General features: G+C 70.7%; 16 protein-coding genes. 7 read left to right on the top strand and 9 right to left on the bottom strand.

Annotated features, from left to right (window positions below):
* Window positions 1-27 precede the first annotated feature (27 nt).
* The 3 genes from C5B99_RS16885 (at window position 28) to C5B99_RS16875 (ending at window position 3,553) form a co-directional block, all read left to right on the top strand.
* Window positions 28-981, top strand: coding sequence for an L-lactate dehydrogenase (locus tag C5B99_RS16885; protein WP_104244226.1), 954 nt, complete (start codon window positions 28-30; stop codon window positions 979-981).
* A gap of 102 nt (window positions 982-1,083) precedes the next feature.
* A complete protein-coding gene (locus C5B99_RS16880; RefSeq protein ID WP_104244224.1) occupies window positions 1,084-1,776 on the top strand; it encodes a YitT family protein in 693 nt (230 codons plus the stop codon).
* 196 nt (window positions 1,777-1,972) lie between these two features.
* Entirely contained in the window at window positions 1,973-3,553 is a 1,581-nt protein-coding gene (locus C5B99_RS16875) for an amino acid permease (protein WP_104244222.1), read from the top strand.
* Between the two features lie 522 nt (window positions 3,554-4,075).
* Here C5B99_RS16875 and C5B99_RS16870 read toward each other — a convergent pair.
* Complete coding sequence (locus tag C5B99_RS16870; protein ID WP_181058088.1) at window positions 4,076-5,035, bottom strand: carbohydrate kinase family protein; 960 nt, start codon at window positions 5,033-5,035, stop codon at window positions 4,076-4,078.
* Between the two features lie 68 nt (window positions 5,036-5,103).
* Here C5B99_RS16870 and C5B99_RS16865 point away from each other — a divergent pair, with 68 nt between their 5' ends.
* Complete coding sequence (locus tag C5B99_RS16865; RefSeq protein WP_146080119.1) at window positions 5,104-5,463, top strand: hypothetical protein; 360 nt, start codon at window positions 5,104-5,106, stop codon at window positions 5,461-5,463.
* A 203-nt stretch (window positions 5,464-5,666) separates the two neighbouring features.
* The gene (locus tag C5B99_RS16860) at window positions 5,667-6,842 is read left to right on the top strand and encodes an SLC13 family permease (protein WP_104244216.1); all 1,176 of its coding nucleotides are present in this window, start codon (window positions 5,667-5,669) and stop codon (window positions 6,840-6,842) included.
* A gap of 3 nt (window positions 6,843-6,845) precedes the next feature.
* Here C5B99_RS16860 and C5B99_RS16855 read toward each other — a convergent pair whose 3' ends face one another.
* Window positions 6,846-7,076: a hypothetical protein gene (locus tag C5B99_RS16855; RefSeq protein ID WP_104244214.1), complete on the bottom strand. Its 231-nt coding sequence runs from the start codon at window positions 7,074-7,076 to the stop codon at window positions 6,846-6,848.
* Window positions 7,077-7,158: 82 nt separating this feature from the next.
* A complete protein-coding gene (locus tag C5B99_RS16850; RefSeq protein WP_258063506.1) occupies window positions 7,159-8,442 on the bottom strand; it encodes an acyltransferase in 1,284 nt (427 codons plus the stop codon).
* A 130-nt stretch (window positions 8,443-8,572) separates the two neighbouring features.
* Here C5B99_RS16850 and C5B99_RS16845 point away from each other — a divergent pair, with 130 nt between their 5' ends.
* On the top strand, window positions 8,573-9,562 hold the full coding sequence (locus C5B99_RS16845) for a Gfo/Idh/MocA family protein (RefSeq protein WP_104244212.1): 990 nt from the start codon (window positions 8,573-8,575) through the stop codon (window positions 9,560-9,562).
* Window positions 9,563-9,580: 18 nt separating this feature from the next.
* Here C5B99_RS16845 and C5B99_RS16840 read toward each other — a convergent pair whose 3' ends face one another.
* From C5B99_RS16840 to C5B99_RS16815, 6 genes are read right to left on the bottom strand one after another with little or no spacing between them, the layout of a single operon-like run.
* Entirely contained in the window at window positions 9,581-10,561 is a 981-nt protein-coding gene (locus C5B99_RS16840) for an ornithine cyclodeaminase family protein (RefSeq protein WP_104244210.1), read from the bottom strand.
* The gene (locus C5B99_RS16835; RefSeq protein ID WP_258063505.1) at window positions 10,558-11,772 is read right to left on the bottom strand and encodes an amidohydrolase family protein; all 1,215 of its coding nucleotides are present in this window, start codon (window positions 11,770-11,772) and stop codon (window positions 10,558-10,560) included. Before C5B99_RS16835 ends, C5B99_RS16840 begins: the two co-directional genes overlap by 4 nt.
* Window positions 11,769-13,307, bottom strand: coding sequence for an ABC transporter substrate-binding protein (locus C5B99_RS16830; protein ID WP_104244208.1), 1,539 nt, complete (start codon window positions 13,305-13,307; stop codon window positions 11,769-11,771). Before C5B99_RS16830 ends, C5B99_RS16835 begins: the two co-directional genes overlap by 4 nt.
* A gap of 35 nt (window positions 13,308-13,342) precedes the next feature.
* Window positions 13,343-14,971 (bottom strand): ABC transporter ATP-binding protein, encoded by a 1,629-nt coding sequence (locus C5B99_RS16825; RefSeq protein WP_104244206.1) that lies wholly within the window; start codon window positions 14,969-14,971, stop codon window positions 13,343-13,345.
* Window positions 14,968-15,858: an ABC transporter permease gene (locus tag C5B99_RS16820; protein WP_104244204.1), complete on the bottom strand. Its 891-nt coding sequence runs from the start codon at window positions 15,856-15,858 to the stop codon at window positions 14,968-14,970. Before C5B99_RS16820 ends, C5B99_RS16825 begins: the two co-directional genes overlap by 4 nt.
* On the bottom strand, window positions 15,855-16,772 hold the full coding sequence (locus C5B99_RS16815; RefSeq protein ID WP_104244202.1) for an ABC transporter permease: 918 nt from the start codon (window positions 16,770-16,772) through the stop codon (window positions 15,855-15,857). Before C5B99_RS16815 ends, C5B99_RS16820 begins: the two co-directional genes overlap by 4 nt.
* 177 nt (window positions 16,773-16,949) lie before the next feature.
* Between C5B99_RS16815 and C5B99_RS16810 the strand changes: the two genes are divergently transcribed.
* The gene (locus C5B99_RS16810) at window positions 16,950-17,672 is read left to right on the top strand and encodes a GntR family transcriptional regulator (RefSeq protein ID WP_181065045.1); all 723 of its coding nucleotides are present in this window, start codon (window positions 16,950-16,952) and stop codon (window positions 17,670-17,672) included.
* Window positions 17,673-17,743: the final 71 nt, after the last annotated feature.

The raw sequence follows: 17,743 nt of genomic DNA, 5'->3' as shown, positions 1-17,743 counted from the left end.
CGCGGAGGCTTCGTGGAAGGAAGCACCATGCCAGTGCAGAAGCAGTCCAAGGTCGCCATCGTCGGAGCCGGCAGCGTCGGCACCTCGCTCGCGTACGCCTGCCTCATCCGCGGTGTCGCGCGTGAGATCACGCTCTACGACATCGACACGAAGAAGGTCGAGGCGGAGGTGCTCGACCTCGCCCACGGCACCCAGTTCACGGGCTCGAGCGTCATGACCGGCTCGAGCGACATCACGACCGTGGCCGGCGCCGACGTCGTCATCATCACTGCCGGTGCCAAGCAGAAGCCGGGGCAGACGAGGCTCGACCTCGTCGGCGTGAACGTCGGCATCCTCGAGTCGCTCATGCCGCGACTCGTGGAGCTCGCCCCCGACGCCGTGTTCGTGCTCGTCACGAACCCCTGCGACGTGCTCACGGTCGTCGCCCAGCGCATCTCCGGCCTGCCGCCGGGGCGTGTCATCTCCTCGGGAACCGTGCTCGACACCTCCCGCCTCCGCTGGATCATCGCGAAGCTCGCCGGTGGCCTCGCCCCCACGAGCGTGCACGCCACCATCGTCGGCGAGCACGGCGACAGCGAGTTCGCCCTGTGGTCGCAGGCGACGATCGGGCCCGTGCCGATCCTCGACTGGGAGCGCGACGGCGAGCGCCCCTTCACCGAGGAGACGCTCGAGAGCATCACGAACGACGTGCGCACCGCCGCCTACAAGGTCATCGAGGGCAAGGGCGCCACGAACTACGCGATCGGCCTGTCCGGGGCGCGCATCGCCGAGGCGATCGTCAACGACGAGCACGCCATCATGCCCGTCTCCACGCTCCTGCAGGGGCAGTGGGGCATCGACGACGTCGCCATCTCCACCCCCGTCATCGTCAGTGCGCGAGGCGTTGAGCGCATCCTCGACACCCCCATGTCGCCGAGCGAGCTCGAGAAGTTCCTCGCCTCGGCTGAGGAGATCCGCTCGACGGTGCGCTCCGTCAGCTAGGTGCGCGCCGTCAGCTAGGCCGGACGCGGGCAGGAGCACCCACCCATCCACTCTTCCGGAGTGGACCGCGATACCCGCGCGCGCTGAGGCTTAGATACACGGATGCGCTCCATCGTCCGCCTGCCCCGCCGCGCCACGCAGCTCACCGTCGGCCTCTTCCTCTACGGCTTCGCGATCGCCATGATCGTGCGCGGCGAGCTGGGCGTCTCGCCCTGGGACGTGCTGACGCTCGGCGTCCAGGTGCAGTCCGGGCTGCCGTTCGGGCTCATCACGGTGCTCATCAGCGTCGTCGTGCTGTGCCTGTGGATCCCGCTCCGGCAGCGGCCCGGCTTCGGGACCCTCGCGAACGCGCTGCTCGTCGGCCCCTTCGCCGACCTGGGGCTGTGGATCATCCCACCCGGCCTCGACCTGTGGTGGCGCATCCTGCTGCTCGCCGGCGGCATCCTGACCCTGGGCCTCGCGACGGGCCTCTACATCGGCGCCCTCTTCGGCCCGGGGCCGCGCGACGGCCTCATGACGGGCCTGCACCGGGTGACCGGATGGCGCATCTGGATCGTGCGCACGAGCATCGAGGTCGTCGTGCTCGCCATCGGGTGGATGCTCGGCGGAGACGTGGGCATCGGCACCGTCGCGTTCGCGCTGCTCATCGGACCCATCTGCGGCGTCACGATCCGCTGGTTCACGGTCGACGTGGGAGACGCGGCCAAGTCGGAGACTCCACTGGAGCGTGACGTGCGCGGCAGCGTCGCGCCGAGCGACCCCGAGATGCTGCCGGGCGACTCGCCCGCGAGCTGACGCGCACCGCCATCCCGGACGGGCCCAGTCCCACCCCGCCGCGTCACTTATGAACACAAGGTGAACGGGACACGCGCAGGGCCCTACCCTTGCTCGGTACCGACCTCGAGGCGCCCGCCGCGCTCCTCCCCCACGTGCTGAGTCCTCAGCGAGCACGTGACGCCCGGGGCCCCCTTCACCAGGAGAAACGTGATCCATGACGTCCCCAAGCGCTGACGGCAAGATTCCCGAAGGCGCAGCAGCGCCTCACACCGAGGCCGTCTTCACCGAGAAGGGCCGCGATCTCAGCGAACGCGGCCACCAGCGCGGCAACGGCCGCCCCGTCGAGCAGGGCGAGGCCCTCGCGAATACGCTCAAACCGCGCCACCTGTCGATGATCGCGCTCGGCGGCGTCATCGGCGCTGGCCTGCTGGTCGCCTCCAGCACCGCGATCCTCGCCGCCGGACCCGCCGTGATCCTCGCCTACGCCCTCGCCGGCGTCGTCGTCGTCCTCGTCATGCGGATGCTCGGCGAGATGGCATCCATCTCCCCCGAGACGGGCTCCTTCTCCGCCTACGCGACCCGATTCATCGGCCCGTGGGCCGGCCTCTCCATCGGCTGGCTCTACTGGTGGTTCTGGGTGGTCGTCGTCGGCATCGAGGCGACCGCGGCCGCCGTCATCATCAGCGGCTGGCTGCCCGACGTCCCCCAGTGGATCCCCGCGCTCATCATCACGCTCGTGTTCCTCATCGCGAACCTCATCAGCGTGAAGTCGTTCGGCGAGTTCGAGTTCTGGTTCGCGTCGATCAAGATCGTCTCGATCATCATCTTCATCATCGTCGGCGCGCTCCTCATCGCGCACGTCATCCCCAACAACACAGCCACGTTCGGCAACCTCGCACCAGCAGACGGCGGATTCGCGCCGTTCGGCGTCGCGGGCATCCTGGCTGCCCTCCTCCCCGTCATCTTCTCGATGTTCGGCGCCGAGGTCGCGACGATCGCCGCCGGCGAATCCGAGCAGCCGGCGCAGGCCGTCCGCAAGGCCGTCAACTCGGTCGTCTGGCGCATCCTGCTCTTCTACATCGGGTCGATCCTCGTGGTGCTCATCGTGCTGCCCTGGGACCAGATCACGGCAGGCGTGAGCCCCTTCGTGACCATGCTGAACGCGGCGGGCATCGGCTGGGCGGCCCTCGCGATGGACATCATCGTGCTCTCCGCGCTGCTCTCCACCCTCAACGCCTCCCTCTACACGGCATCCCGTATGGCGTTCTCCCTCTCCCGCCGCGGCGAAGCCCCCAAGGCGTTCCGGAAGGTCTCGAAGCGCGGCACCCCGTACGTCGCGATCCTCGCCTCCGCCGTCGTCGGCCTCCTCTCGGTCGTCCTCAACTACACGACCCCCGAGTACGTCTTCTCGTTCCTCGTGAACTCGACGGGCGCCGTCGCGATCTTCGTGTGGATCGTCATCGCCGTCTCCCAGCTCCGCTCGCGCCGGATCCTCGCGGAAGACGCCGTCGCGGCCGGCGAGGACCCGAACGAAGCGGCGAAGGGCAGCATCCGCATGTGGGGCTTCCCGTGGCTCACCTGGGTGGTCATCATCGCCCTGTCCGCGCTGCTCATCTACATGTTCTTCGCGGGAGAGACGCGCCTCATCGAGGTGACCACGAGCTTCGTCATCGCCGGCATCTCGATCGTCGCGGGCGTCTACGTGCAGCGAAAGCAGAAGCGCGAACGCTCGGCGGCGGCCGTGGCTTCGGGTACCGCGGGCTCGGGCTCGGGCTCGGCGGGTTCTGCGGAGTAGCTCGTCCCCCGCAGCGAGCTCTCTCCAAGGTGCGCGCTCTCGGGGTCGAGCGATGCACCCGGGGCCTGGTTCCTGCGGCGCCCGGGTTTCTGCGGCGCCCGGGTTCCTGCGGGGCCCGGGTTCCTGCGGGGGGGGGGTAGCCCTCTCGGGGCCGGCTCTCTCGGGCGCGGACTCTCTCGGGATGGGTTCCACGCATGCGGATGGGTTGCAAGCCATCCGCAGGCGTGAAAGCCATCCCGAAAGTGGGGAGATCGGCAGAGAGATCGGCAGACGTCCCGACTCGGGTGAGTGAAAAGCTCGAATCGGGATGGGACCCACGCGTCCGGATGCCTCACGCCGCGGACTCTCTCGAGGGCCAGCTCTCTCGGGATGGGTTCCACGCATGCGGATGGGTTGCAAGCCATCCGCAGACGTGAAAGCCATCCCGAAACGGCGGGCAGGGAGACGGGCGCGGCGGCGCGCGGCGCGCGGCGCGCGGCGCGCGGCGCGCAGCGCGCAGCGCGCAGCGGCAGCGGCAGCGGCCTACGCGTCCGCGGCGGGCGGCAGGTCGTCGTCGGCCGCGAGGAAGCTGCCCGTGACGCGGACCGTCGCGGCGGCGACCGTCATGGCGCGCTGCAGGATGCGCCGCGCATCCGCCACATCTTTCGGGATGCCGCCCTGCGCGATCGACGCGACAGCTGTCGCGAACACCGCGTCGCCCGCGCCCATGGTGTCGACGATGTCACCGGGCAGGTCGACGATCGGCTCGGCGACGTCGATGCCGGCCCGGTTCACCCAGCGGCCGCCGCGCGTGCCCTCGGTCGCGAGGACGTGGGTCGCGCCGAGGTCGAGCATGTCGCTGGTCGCCTCGTCGAGGGGCGCGTCGAAGAGCAGGTCGGCGTCGTTGTCGGACAGGTGCGCGAAGAGAGCACTCGACACGTGCCGTTCGAAGTTGTCGAGGAACGCGCCCGCGTCCTCCACGAGCCCGAGCCGCGGGTTGGGGTCGAGAAGCAGCCGCTCCTGCGGTCGGATGACCGCCTCGAGCAGGCGCCGGTGCTGCTTCTTGTCGTCGAACGCGAAGCCGGAGATCGCGACGAACGGCGCGGCCCGGATGAGAGCGACCTGCTCGTCGTCGAAGCGGATGCGCCGCGCCCTCGCGGCGTCGTCGAACGTGTACAGGGGCTCCCCGTCGGCGGACTCGCCGACGGCTCGCCCGGTTCCGGCGAGCGAGACGGACGGCGCGAACTGGATGCCACACCTGTGGAGGTGGTCGCGGATGCGCAGCCCGTCCGGGTCATCGCCGATGCTGGCGATGAGCGCGATGGGCACGCCGAGGCGGGCGAGCGCCATCGCCACGTTGAGCGCGGAGCCGCTCACGTAGCTGCGGCTCGTGAGCCCGCCGCGCGCCTCGGTCTCCCGCAGCTCGGTCACGATGGCATCGCCGACGACGACGACTGGCGCGTCCGAGGTCGGCCGGGTCTTCGCTGTGGGTTTGCTGCTCATGCCCCCGATTGTGCCTTGCATGGATGGACCCTGACTGTCTGCGCGAAGTGCACGCCTATCCTCGTTGCATGTCCACTCCAGCAACCAGTCGAGAAGCAGCGCATGTGCTGCTCGACGCCGTCTCCGTCACGGAAGTCTCTCCGGACGCGGCGGCGCTCGCGTACGAGCGCCTCGTCGAGGTCGGCGCGTTCGTCGTGAAGGTCGAGCAGGGGCAGGGACTCGACGCCGACACGGACCCGGATGCGGAGCAGCCCGTCGACGGCGGCCCCAACCAGGTCAAGGTCAACATCGAGCTCTCGAACCTGCTCCACGCCAACTACATGACCCTCGACTGGCTCATCGAGGAGCTCGCACATGCGCGCAACGCGACGCGCGACGACATCATCATCGCGCTGCGCGAGCACCTCGACAGCGTCGCCGCGAAGTAGCCGCGCTTCCCGCTTCCCGCGTTCCCGGCGCATCCGCGAGCGAAAACGGGCGGGTCGGATAGGCCGGGCCGGGAACGGACGCGCAGCCCGCTCACGATGACGGCCGCTCTCCGCGCAGGAACATCCCCGTTCGAGGTCATGCTCGAATCCTACGAGCGGACGCCGACATCCCAAGCGCCTCGCGGGCCTATGCTTGCTCCGCCATGGCACAGTCCCGCGTCGCCCGCGTCGCCCCCATCATCGCCACCGCCGTGCTCGTCGTCGCGGCGGCCGTCGTCGCGGCCATCGGAGTGCTCCCGGCCCCTGAGCTGCTGGAGCTGGGCGAGCGTGTGGTGCCCGTCCTCGCGTTTGTCGTCGGCATCACGATCGTCGCGGAGCTCGCGAGCGACGCCGGGGTCTTCTCGGTGCTCGCCGACCGGCTCGCGAAGCTCGGGCGAGGGCGCCTCTGGCTGCTGTGGACGCTCGTCCTGCTGCTCGCCACCGTCAGCACCGCCTTCCTCTCGCTCGACACGACCGCCGTGCTCGTGACGCCCGTCGTCGTCCTGCTCGCCGTGCACGTCGGCGTCTCGCCGATCCCGTTCGCGCTCGCGACGGTGTGGCTCGCGAATACCGCCTCCCTCTTCCTCCCGGTCTCGAACCTCACGAGCCTGCTCGCTGCCCGCTCCTTCGAGGGTGGGCCCTTGCAGTTCCTTGCGATCACGTGGGCACCTGCACTCGTGGGCGTGCTCGCGAGCGCCGCCATCCTGTCGTTCGTCTTCCGGAGGGAACTCGACCGCCGCTACCGGATGCCGACCCCGACGAGCATCCAGGACCGCCCGCTCCTGATCTTCGCCGCCGTGGTCACCGCCCTGCTCCTCCCGGCGCTCGTCACCGGCGTCGAGGTGGCGATCCCGGCTGGAGTCGCCGCGCTGCTGCTCATCGTCGCCTTCGCCGTCCGCCGCCGCGGGGCGCTGCGCTTCGGGCTCGTGCCGTGGCAGGCGCTGGGCATCGCAGGCTCGCTGTTCGTGCTGGTGGAGGCGGCCCACGCGCACGGCCTGAGCGAGCTGCTCGCCGCGGTCTCGGGAAGCGGCGACGACCCGCTGAGTCTCCTGCAGCTCTCCGCGATCGGTGCCGCGAGCGCCAACGGCATCAACAACCTGCCCGCCTATCTGGCGCTCGAGCCGGTGGCCGACAGCCCGGCTCGCCTCGTGGCGCTGCTCATCGGGGTCAACCTCGGCCCGCTCGTCACGCCGTGGGCGTCGCTCGCCACGCTGCTCTGGCACGAGCGTCTCGTGGCGCTCGGCGTGACGATCTCGTGGCTCCGCTTCGTGGCCCTCGGGCTGGTCGGCGTCGCTCTCGTCGTCCCGCTCGCGACGCTGGCCCTCGCGGCCACGATCTGACGCCTACTTCTTCTTTCGCGCCAGGTCGTCGAACGCGGCCTGCAGGGCGATCGCGACACCGACGCCGATCGCGACGCCCATGAAGAGGAACGCGATCGTGAACCCGGCGCTCATCGAGAGGATGACGGAGATCACGGCGCCGATCGCAACACCGATCGCGATGCCGAGGGCCCACGGCACGAGGCGGGGCCGGTAGCTGCTGACGGGGTCTTCGCCTTGCTTCGGTGCGGTCACGGTCGCCTCCGGTCCTCGTCGAGAGCTGTGCGCCAAGTCTGGCGGGTCGATCGCCCTGCCCACGAGCGGTGGCGGCGAACCGTCAGGTTCCCCTCGGCCGTTGCACAGCCGCGCGTGACGGCCAGCGCCCGAGCAGGAGGATGGCGGCGCTCAGCAGCACCGTGCCGATCGCGGCGAGGGGCAGGTCCATGAGGAACTGCAGCACGAGGAACGACGGCGTGAAGGCGCAGGCCACGGCCAGTGCGACCACCAACCCCGGCGGAGTGCGCCCCACCTCCCGCGGCGTCTCCCACCGCCCCACGATGAACGACAGCCCGTAGACCGAGATGAGCACGACGAGGAAGTACGGGATGCGGCTCCACCACCACGCCGTGGAGCCAGGCTCGGGTGCCGCGCCCGGGATGAGGAGCGCGAGACCTGAGACGAGAAGGATCACGGGCAGGTGCCAGAGGTAGATCGTCATGAGCCGAGACCCGACGAGGAACACGACCGCGCGCGCTCCCGACGTCTCCATGAGCCTCGCCAGCGCGGGCCTCAGGAGACGCAGGATGCACGCCTGTGCGACGGCGAGCACCACGAGCGGGAGCGTCGCCGGGTTGAGGTTGAAGAGCATGTCCGGCGAGTAGGGGCCGAGCGTCGTGAGCGGTGCGAGCGACGCGTACGCCAGGACGGCGATGGCCAGGAGCGTGAGCGGGTGCCGCCGGTCGAGCCACCCGTCGGCGAACCAGAATCCCAGCTGCTGCACGAGCACCCACACGAAGAACAGGTTGAGGAGGCCCACCTCGGCAACGCCAGTCGCGAAGCGGGCCGCGTCGACCGCGATCACGCCGGCGAGCAGGACGCCCAGGGTGCTCCGCGGGGCGCGGGCGTGCCAGCCAGCCATCCATGGCACGACTGCCTGGCACAGCGTGTACGCGGCGAGGAACCACAGGGGTGTGCCGGCACCGGATGCGGCCAGGTCGACGAGCGCCGGGTCGATGCCCGCGAGCGTGGCCGCGCCGATGCCGACGAGGAAGAAGGCGTACAGGGGCAGCGCCGGCTGGGCCAGCCTGAGCACCCGCGAGCGCACGTAGTCCGCCGGCGTCGAGCCGCGACGCACGGCACTGCGCCAGGCCGTGATCGACGCGAAGCCTCCGACGACGAAGAACAGCGGCATGATCTGCCCGGCCCAGGTGGCGAGCGCGAACCAGGGCTGGGCCTCGAGCGGACGGGACGCGACCAGCTGCCCGCTCGTATCCGCACCGATGCCGACCATGAGGAGGTGGATGAGGACCACGAGCAGCACGCAGAACACGCGCGCGAGGTCGAGCGTCAGGTCGCGCTTGGCGAGGTCGACGGCGACCACCTGCTGTCTCGGCTCGGCCACGTCACCGCCCCTTCCCTGACTCCCATCGGGGCGCCTGCCCCTGCACCGCTGCATCCAGAACCTACCGCCAAACACGACGCTCGCGGTCGGGCTGTGGATGAGTGCGAGCCTGCTCCGGTAGTTTCGCGTCATGCAGAAGACCAGGTGGGCGATCCTCGGACCGGGTGCGATCGCGGAGTCGTTCGCGACGTGGCTGCCCAGCTCCGAGCACGGCGAGCTGCGGGCGGTCGCGAGCCGCGACCCGGATCGCGCGGCGGCCTTCGCTGCGCGCTACGGCGCAGAGGTCTCCGGCAGCTACACGGACATCCTGGCGCGCGACGATGTCGATGCCGTGTACGTCGCCACGGTGCACACGACCCACGCCGAGCTCGCGATCGCGGCGCTCGAGGCGGGCAAGGCCGTGCTCTGCGAGAAGCCGCTCGCGCCGAGCGCCGCCGAGACCGAGCGTGTCCTCGCCGCCGCCGAGCGCGCGGGCCTGCCCGTCGTCGAGGCGTACAAGCACCGCTTCAGTCCGCTCGCTCGCGCGATCGACCAGCGTCTGCAACGGCGCCAGGTCGCCGCCCCGATGCAGGTGCGCGCAGAGTTCGGCTTCGCAGCGGGCGGCAGTGACGGCCGGCTCTTCGACCCCGCACTTGCCGGTGGGGCGATCTTCGACGTCGGCGGCTACCCCGTCTCCTTCGCGGTCGCGGCGGCCGCTGCAGCTGGCGTCGCGCTCGAGGGCCTAACCCTCGAGGCCGCGCACGGGCGAGTCGAGAGGGGCGTCGACGTGGACGCCTCCGCACGGCTGGCGGCGGTGGGCTTCACCGCCCACGTCGACTGCTCCATCGGCACCCAGCTGTCCAAGCGGGCCGACATCGTCGGGGATGGGGGCTGGATCACGCTCGAGAACGCGTTCGGCGACCGGAACCACTCGCCGAAGACCCTCGACCACTTCCACGACGGGCAGCGGGACACGATCGAGGTGGCGCAGGTCCACCCGTTCGCGGCCGAGGCTGACGCGGTCTCCCGCGCCCTCAGGGACGGGCGGCTCGAGTCGCGCGCCATGCCGTGGGAGCAGACCCGCACGGTCGCGCGCCTCCTGGATGCCTGGCACGCGACCGTGATGGCCGGGGCCAGATAGCCGAGCCCTGGCCGATCCTCAGCCGTTGAGATCGAGCTCGATCCCGACACCCCGCACGCGGGCCTCACGCACGAGGAGGTCCGCGATGGCGAGGTCCTGAGCGCCGATGCCGACGGAGTCGAACAACGTGATCTCGTCGGCGCTCGTCCGCCCGGGCCGCAGCCCAGCCAGCACCTCGCCGAGGGTTCCGACGAGGTCGTCGAGGCTGAGCGCACCCTCCGCGACCGCGAGCATCAGATCGCCCGATTTCGTGCGCGCCGTCGCCAGGTCGTCGACCCACACGGACGATCGCGACATGGTCAGCGCATCCACCTCGCGCTCGTCGGCTCGTGGCCTGGCGCCGACGACGTTGAGATGCTGTCCGGGGCGCAGCCACTCGCCTCGCACGATCGGGCTGACCGATGGGGTGAGCGTGCACACCGTGTCCGCCACCCCGAAGACACGCTCGCACGAGTCGACGACCTCGATGGCCCCCGACCAGTCGAGCGACTCCGCGAGCGCGACCGCCCGCGCTCTGGTGCGCGACCAGATGACGAGGCGATCCCAGTCGCGCACGCCTCGCAGCGCCTCGACGTGCTCCCGCGCGAGCCCGCCAGCGCCGACCAGGCCGAGGACGCGGCTGTCGTCGCGGGCCAGGGCCCGCGTGGCGACGGCACTCGCGGCTGCCGTGCGCACCCGGGTCGGCACCCCACCATGCAGCAGGGCGACCGGGGCTCCCAGCTCGCGGTCGAGCACGGTGATCATGGAACGCTGCGTCGGCAGCCCCCGCGCCGCGTTGTCGGGGACGTCGGCGAGCAGCTTGACCGCGGCGGTGCCGGTGGCCTCCGAGAGTGCCGACATGAGCACGTAGCGGCCGGTGCCAGCCTCCGTCTTCATGGAGGTGGGCGGCGGCTGGTCGGCGCTGCCTCGCGCGATCTCGGAGAAGATCTTCGCCACGGCACGCTCGGTGGCCGGTCGGTCGACCAGCGGCTCCAGCTGCGAGGCGGTGAGCACGATCACGCGGTGCCCACGAGTTCGAGCGCGTCTGCCACGACCACGCCGCCGAAGAGCACGGTGCGATCGGGGAGGCGGTCCATGATCGCGCTGGTCGCGGTCTCCCCCTCGATGAGCTGCAGGTCGGCGGGGTCGCCGACGGCCACGCCCGGCCGGTCGAGCGCGCCCTGCAGCGCTGGCGCGGTGCCGAGCACGGAGCGGCCGCCGATGGTGGCGATGGCGATGCAGTGCTCGATGTCGGCGTCGCGGCGGAAGCCGTTCGTGAAGGCCAGCTGCCAGGTGCGGTCCAGCATGTCGGCGTTGCCGTACGGCGACCAGTAGTCCCGCTGCCCGTCCTGGCCAAGGCCGAGACGGATGCCGTGCTCCGCCAGCAGGAGCGTCGGCAGGGGCTTGGCCGGTGCGATGGTCGCCCAGGAGATGTCGAGCTCGGCGAACTGCTCGACGAGGGGGACGAGCTGCTCGCGCGGCAGCTCGCCGAGGCCGTAGCCGTGGGAGATGGTCACTCGTCCGGCCATGCCGAGCGCGCGGGTGCGCTCCACGATGAGCTCGGCGGAGAAGCGAGCCAGCTGATCGGGCTCGTGCAGGTGGATGTCGATGGGGGCGTCGTAGCGCTCGGCGAGTCCGAAGACCAGGTCGAGGTGCTTGGCGGGGTCGCGGTCGAGCTGGCACGGGTCGATGCCGCCGACCACGTCGGCCCCTGAGCGCATGGCCTCCTCGAGCAGCTCGAAGGAGCCTTCCTCGCGGAGCAGACCGGCCTGGGGGAAAGCGATCACCTCCACGGTGGCGCGGTCGCGGTGCTGCTGCTTGGCGGCGAGCACCGCCTCGAGCCGCTCGAGTCCCGCATCCACGTCGACCTGCGCGTAGCTGCGGGCGCTCGTCGTGCCATGGGCGATCATGCGCGCCAGCGTTCCGCTCGTCCGCTCTTCCATGGAGACCTCGGCCTCGCGCCAGTTGACGCGGTCGTTGAGCATCATTCCCCAGACCCCGGGGCTGCCGGTGTGCGGGCGGAACGGCAGGCCGATGCGCGTGGAGTCCAGGTGCACGTGCACGTCGGCGAAGGAGGGCAGCAGGATGCGGCCGCGACCCTCGATCACCGTCTCGCCCAGCTCCGGTGCTGTGCCGGGCGGCAGGATGGCGGCGATCCTGCCGTCCTGCAGCCGGACGTCGGCCGGCTCGCCGCCCCAGGGGCGGGCGCCGCGGATCAGCGCGGCGCTCAACGGAAGCTCGTCTGGGTGAAGTCGAACAGGCCGTCCGCGCGGGGCGTCCAGTCGAGGTCGGGGTCTGCTGCGTAGTTGTTCATGGGCACGTAGAGCGGCACGAAGTATCCCTGTTCGTTGCTGTAGTTGAGGAGCTCGGCGAAGACGTCGAGGCGTTCCTCGCCGGTGACGGCCCGCTGTTCTGCCGCGAGCTCGGCGGTGCGCGGGTCCTGCGCGTAGTTGTTGTTGCCTGCGGTCTCGTAGAAGTCGGTCAGCGGGAGGTCGCCGTCGACCGTCGAGGGCGCCCAGGTGTTGAGGTAGATGCCCTGCATCTCCTTGCTGCGGACCTTCAGCGTGTGGGCCTGCTGGTCTGCGCCACGGAGCTCGACGGTGATGCCCACCTCGGCGAGCGACGCCTGGATGGTCTGCGCGACCTCCGAGGAGAGGGGGATGCGTCCGTCGGTCGCGTAGTCGAAGGGAATCGACTCACCCGCGTAGCCGGCTTCCGCGAGGAGCTCGCGAGCCCGCTCCTGGTTGTAGCCGGGGTCAGTCACGTCGTCACTGTAGCCTTCGACGGCTGGCGCGAGCATGGCGCTGGCGGGTTCGGCGAGGCCGCCGAGCAGCCCGCCGGTGATGGCTTCCTTGTCGATGGCCAGGGCGATGGCCTCGCGGATGCGCACGTCGGTGAGCACTCCGCTGGTGGAGTTGACGCCGAGGAAGACGACGCCGTTCGACAGGGCGGAGAACACCTGCGCGGAGCCCTGCCCGTCGACCGAGGAGACCTGCGTGGGTCCGATTGGCGCGACATCGAGGCTGCCGGAGAGCACCCCGTTGACGCGCGACTCGTCGGAGGAGACGGGCTGCAGCGAGATCTGCTCGATGGCGGGGGCCTCGCCCCAGTAGTCGTCGTTGCGAGCGAGGTCGTAGGAGACACCGGTCTGGATGCTCTCGAAGACGTAGGGGCCGGATCCGATGGGGTCCTGGGCGAAGGCGTCGGCGCCCGCCTCCTGGTAGGTGTCGGCGGGCACGATCGAGATGAGCGAGGTGTTGCGCGGGAACGCCGAGAACGGCGAGTTGAGGGTGAAGCGCACGGTGAGCTCGTCGACGGCCTCAACCGACGCGACGGAGCTGAGGTAGGCGAAGTTCTCGCCGGTCGGGTCGTCGAGGATCGTCTGGTAGGAGAAGGCGACGTCTTCGGCGGTGATGGCCTCGCCGTTGCTGGCGGTGACGCCCTCGCGCAGCGTGAAGTCCCACTGCGTGAGGTCGTCGTTGGAGGTCCACTCGGTGGCGAGCTTCGGTGCGAGCTCGCCCTCGGCGGTGATCGCGACGAGCTGGTCGAAGGTGTGGAAGAACACCGACAGCACGACGAGAGCTCCCGAGCGGATCGGGTCCATGGAGCTCGGGTCGGTGGGGATGGCGGCGACGATCTTGGTGGGCGTCTCGCCTTCGGCGCTGGTGGGTTCGAAGCCACCTGCGCAGCTGGTGAGCAGGAGGGTGCCGGTGGCGGCGAATGCACTGGTCGCGAGGAGGCGACGTCGGAGGGCGTGCTTGGGCATGGAGTTCCTCAGTTCGGTGGGGGGGGGTCGGTGGGTCAGGAGACGGGAAGCGGATGCGCTCCGCGGCGCGCCCCGTCGAGGCGGGGCACGGCGTCGAGGAGCTGTCGGGTGAACGGGTGCTTCGGGGAGGTGAAGATCTCAGCAGTCGAGGCCTCCTCGACGATTCGCCCCTCCTGCATCACGACGACGCGGTCGGCGATGCTTCGCACGACGCCGAGGTCGTGTGAGATGAAGAGGTAGCCGAGCCCGTGCTCGCGCTGGAGTGCGTCGAGCAGCTCGAGCACCTGCGCCTGGATCGACACGTCGAGGGCCGAGACGGGCTCGTCGAGCACGAGCAGCCGTGGGCGAAGCGCCAGGGCCCGTGCGATGCCCACGCGCTGGCGCTGACCCCCGGAGAGCTGAGCAGGGAGGCGGGCGCCGTGCTGCTCGTCGAGGCCTACATCGGCGAGCAGGCGGGTCACGGTCCCTCGGTCGTAGGCGTGCCGGATGCGCAGGGGCTCGGCTACGAGGTCGTGCACGGTCAGTCGCGGGTCGAGCGCCGAGTACGGGTCCTGGAAGACGATCTGCGCGCGTTCCCGCTCCGCCGCGCTGCGCGCCGCGAGCTCGTTGTGCACTGCGACTCCGCCGAGCTCGATGCTGCCTGCGGCGGCGGGTTGCACGCCGAGCACGGCCTTGGCCAGCGACGACTTGCCGCATCCCGATTCCCCGACGACGGCGACCGTCTCGCCTGCCGCGATCCGCAGCGAGACGCCGTCCACAGCCCGCACCGGCTGCCGGCGGCCGTGCGCTCGGTACTCGACCACGACGCCGTCGGCGACCAGCGCGTCCGGCTCGCCGGGGCGCACGGCGCTCGCGGAGCGCTCGCTCTCGGCGGGGATGGCCGCCATGAGGCGCTTGGTGTAGTCCTCGGCGGGGTTGTCGAGCACGGCTCGTGTCACGCCGGTCTCCACGACCCGTCCGTGGTGCATGACGGCGAGCCGGTCGCTGTTCTCGGCGACCAGGCCGAGGTCGTGGGTGATGAGCACGAGCGCCGAACCGGTGCGCTCGCGCACTTCGGCGAGCAGGTCCATGACCTGCGCCTGCACTGTCACGTCGAGGGCGGTGGTGGGCTCGTCGGCGATGAGCAGGAGCGGGTCGTGGGCGATCGCCATCGCGATCATGGCGCGCTGGCGCATGCCGCCGGACCACTGGTGGGGTCGGGCGGCGGCACGCTCGGCAGCATCCCGCACGCCGACCGCGGTCAGCAGCTCGACGGCGCGCTCGCGCGCCGCGCGTCGGCTCATGGGCTGGTGCACCCGCACCGCGGCGGCGACCTGCGCGCCGACCGCGCGGAGCGGGTCGAGCGAAGACATCGGGTCCTGGAACACCATCGCGGCGGTGCGTCCGCGCAGACCGCGCAGCTCGCGCTCGCGCATCCAGATGTCGGCCTCCGTGTCGACGAGCACCGTGTCGTCGAGCAGGATGCGGCCGGCGGCGATGCGGGTGCCAGCGGGCAGCAGGCCGAGCGCGGCGAGCACGGTCAGGCTCTTGCCCGAACCGGACTCCCCGACCACTCCGAGCGATTCGCCGCGGTCGACCTGGAGCGTGACGCCGTCGACGAGCGTGCGTGGCGCCTCGCCTGTCGTCTCGATACGCAGGTCCTCGATGCGCAGTACCGGATTCATCGCATGCCTCCCTTCCGCAGCAGCGAGCCGCGGGTCTCTGCTGTGAACTGCTGGCTCAGGAACTGCACTCCGCCGACGGCGAGGAGCATGACGATTCCTGGGAGGAGCGACAGCCAGGGGTCGCTGCCGAGGTGGCGCTGGCCGTCGAAGATCATGCCGCCCCAGCTCGGCACCGGGGGCTGCACGCCGAGGCCGAGGTACTCGAGCGAGGAGGTGATGAGCACGATCGTGGCGAGGTCGGTGGCGGCGATGATGAGCGTGTGCGGCCAGATGTTGGGCACGATGTGGCGGGTGAGCACCCAGATGGTGTCGCCGCCCTGGGTCAGTGGCGAGACGACGAAGTCCTGGCGTCGCAGCGAGGCAGCGACGTTGCGCGTGACCCGTGCGTAGCCGACCCACCAGGTGCAGCCGAGCACCAGGATCGTGAGCCCAGCGCTCGGACGCAGGACGGCGCAGATGGCGATGAGAAGCAGGACGACGGGCATGGCCAGCGTCACGTTGCTGAGCAGCGTCACGAGCGCTTCGAGTCGCCCGCCGAAGTAGCCGGCGAGGATGCCGACGGTGCTGCCGATGAGGGCGTTCATCACCACGATGAGCACGGTCATGCCGAGCGTGACCGCCGAGGCGAGCGCGATGCGGTCGAGGAGGTCTCGGCCGAGGGCGTCGGTGCCGAGCGGATGCGCCGGATCGGTGAACGGGGGCAGCATCGCGGCGCGCAGGTCCTGCCCCATCGGGTCGAAGCCGGGCAGCATCGGCACGATGGCCGTGAGGAGCAGCACGGCGCCGATCATGATCGCGCCGACGACGGCGCCGGGGCGCAGGCGCAGGCGACGCGGCACGGGTGCGACCGGGCTGACGGGGGTGACGGGGGTGATCTGAGCGGTCATGCTGCGGCCGTCCTCGTGTCGATTCGGCGGACGAGCACGTCCACCGCGGTGTTGACGATGACAAAGGCAAGCGCGACGAAGACGAGACCGGCTTGGACGATCGGGAAGTCACGCTGGCTCACTGCCGTGGTGAGGAGCTGGCCGAGTCCCGGCCAGGCGAACACGACCTCGACCACCACGGTGCCGCCGAGCAGTCCACCGAGGTTGAGACCCGCCATGCCGAGCACGGGCAGCGCCGCGTTCGGCAGCATGCGGGTGAATAGCACCGTGGAGCGCCGCTGTCCCTGCGCGATGGCGGTGCGCACGTAGTCCTGACCGGCCTGCTCGCGGAGGGACGAGTCGAGCAGGCGCAGATACATGACGAACTGGCCAGTGGCGAGCGTGAGCACGGGCAGCACGAGGCTGGCGTAGCTGTTCCGCCCGAGCGAGGGCAGCGCGCCGAGCAGCACCGAGAAGACGAGCACCAGGAGCAGCGCGAAGAAGAAGTCCGGCACCGACTGGCGCATGGCGCCGGCCCACCCCACCACGGCGCGCAGGGTCCGGCTGCCGGTGAGCTGGATGGCAAGCGCCGCGGCGACGGCGAGCACGAGTCCGATGACGAAGGCCCAGAAGGCCAGCTCGAGCGTCGCGGGGACCCGCTCGAGGACCAGTCCGAGCGCTGACTCGTGCAGCCGGTACGAGCTGCCGAAGTCGCCGGTGACAAGACCGGCGAGGGTGTCGAGGTATTGCACGATGAGGGGGCGGTCGAAGCCGAGCGCGGTGTTGAGCGCATCGACCTCGGCCTGCGTCGCGTTGTCGGGCAGGAGCAGCGCACCGGGCTCACCGGTGGCGCGGCCGAGCGCGAAAGCGATGGTCACCACGGCGAGCACGGTGGCGACGGCGAGGGCCAGTCGGCGGGCGATAAACGGGAGCACGTCGGCGACGCTATGCGACCACCTGCGCGCTTCGGCACGAAGTAACACGCTCGTCACACAGTTCTTACCCTGGCGTCACGTTTGCATACCAAAAGGTCAATTCAGCGCTGCCAGGGCCGCCTTAAGGGGGTATTGGCATTCCAAAAACGACATCGCGACCGTGCCAGAATGGTCCCCATGAGCCTCGAGCCGACCCCAGCACGCATCGCGCACGCCCTCCGCGAGCAGATCATCACGGGCGAGCTCGCGATGGGGTCGAAGCTCAACGAGCGCGAGATCGCGGAGCGACTCGAGGTATCGCGCATCCCCGTGCGGGAGGCGCTGCCGATCCTCGAGTCCGAGGGGTTCATCACCTCGCAGCCGCGTCGCGGCGCCGTCGTGCACATCCTCACCGTCACCGACGCGATGGAGGTGTTCGACCTGCGCCGACAGCTCGAGCCGATGGCCTCCGCCTTCGCCGCCAGGCGGGCGCAGGCCGGCGCCGACGTGGGCCCGATGCTGGCGGCCCTGCAGTCGGCACACGGCGGGTCGACCTCCGACGCCCAGTCGGACGCACCACCTTCGACGCGCAACTCCGACCTGCACGAGGAGATCATCGCACTCGCCGACCACGCGCTCCTGCGCCGGGTCACGAAGCTGATGAGCGGACGCGTGCGCTGGCTCTTCCGCCTCACGCCGCAGCGCGACACCGCGGCGATGTGGGTCGAGCACCGCGAGATCGTCGACGCGATCGTGGCGGGCCAAGCCGACGTGGCAGAGCTGCTGACGGCCGCTCATGTCGAACGCGGCCGCATCGAGTCCATGCCGCTCCTCGAGGCGCGGCTGCCGAGCGAGGCCCCGGCGACGAAGGTGCGCCGTCGACGCGCTACCCCCGCCCCCGCCCCTGCCGCCGAAAGCTGAGTTGTGGTCGTCAACACCGCCCGGAAGCGACCACAAGTCAGCCCTCGGCGGCGGGGCGGGGGCGGGGATAG

The organism is Pseudoclavibacter sp. Z016, from assembly GCF_002931215.1.
Lineage (GTDB): Bacteria > Actinomycetota > Actinomycetes > Actinomycetales > Microbacteriaceae > Pseudoclavibacter.
This window is presented reverse-complemented; position numbering and strand designations above follow the sequence as displayed.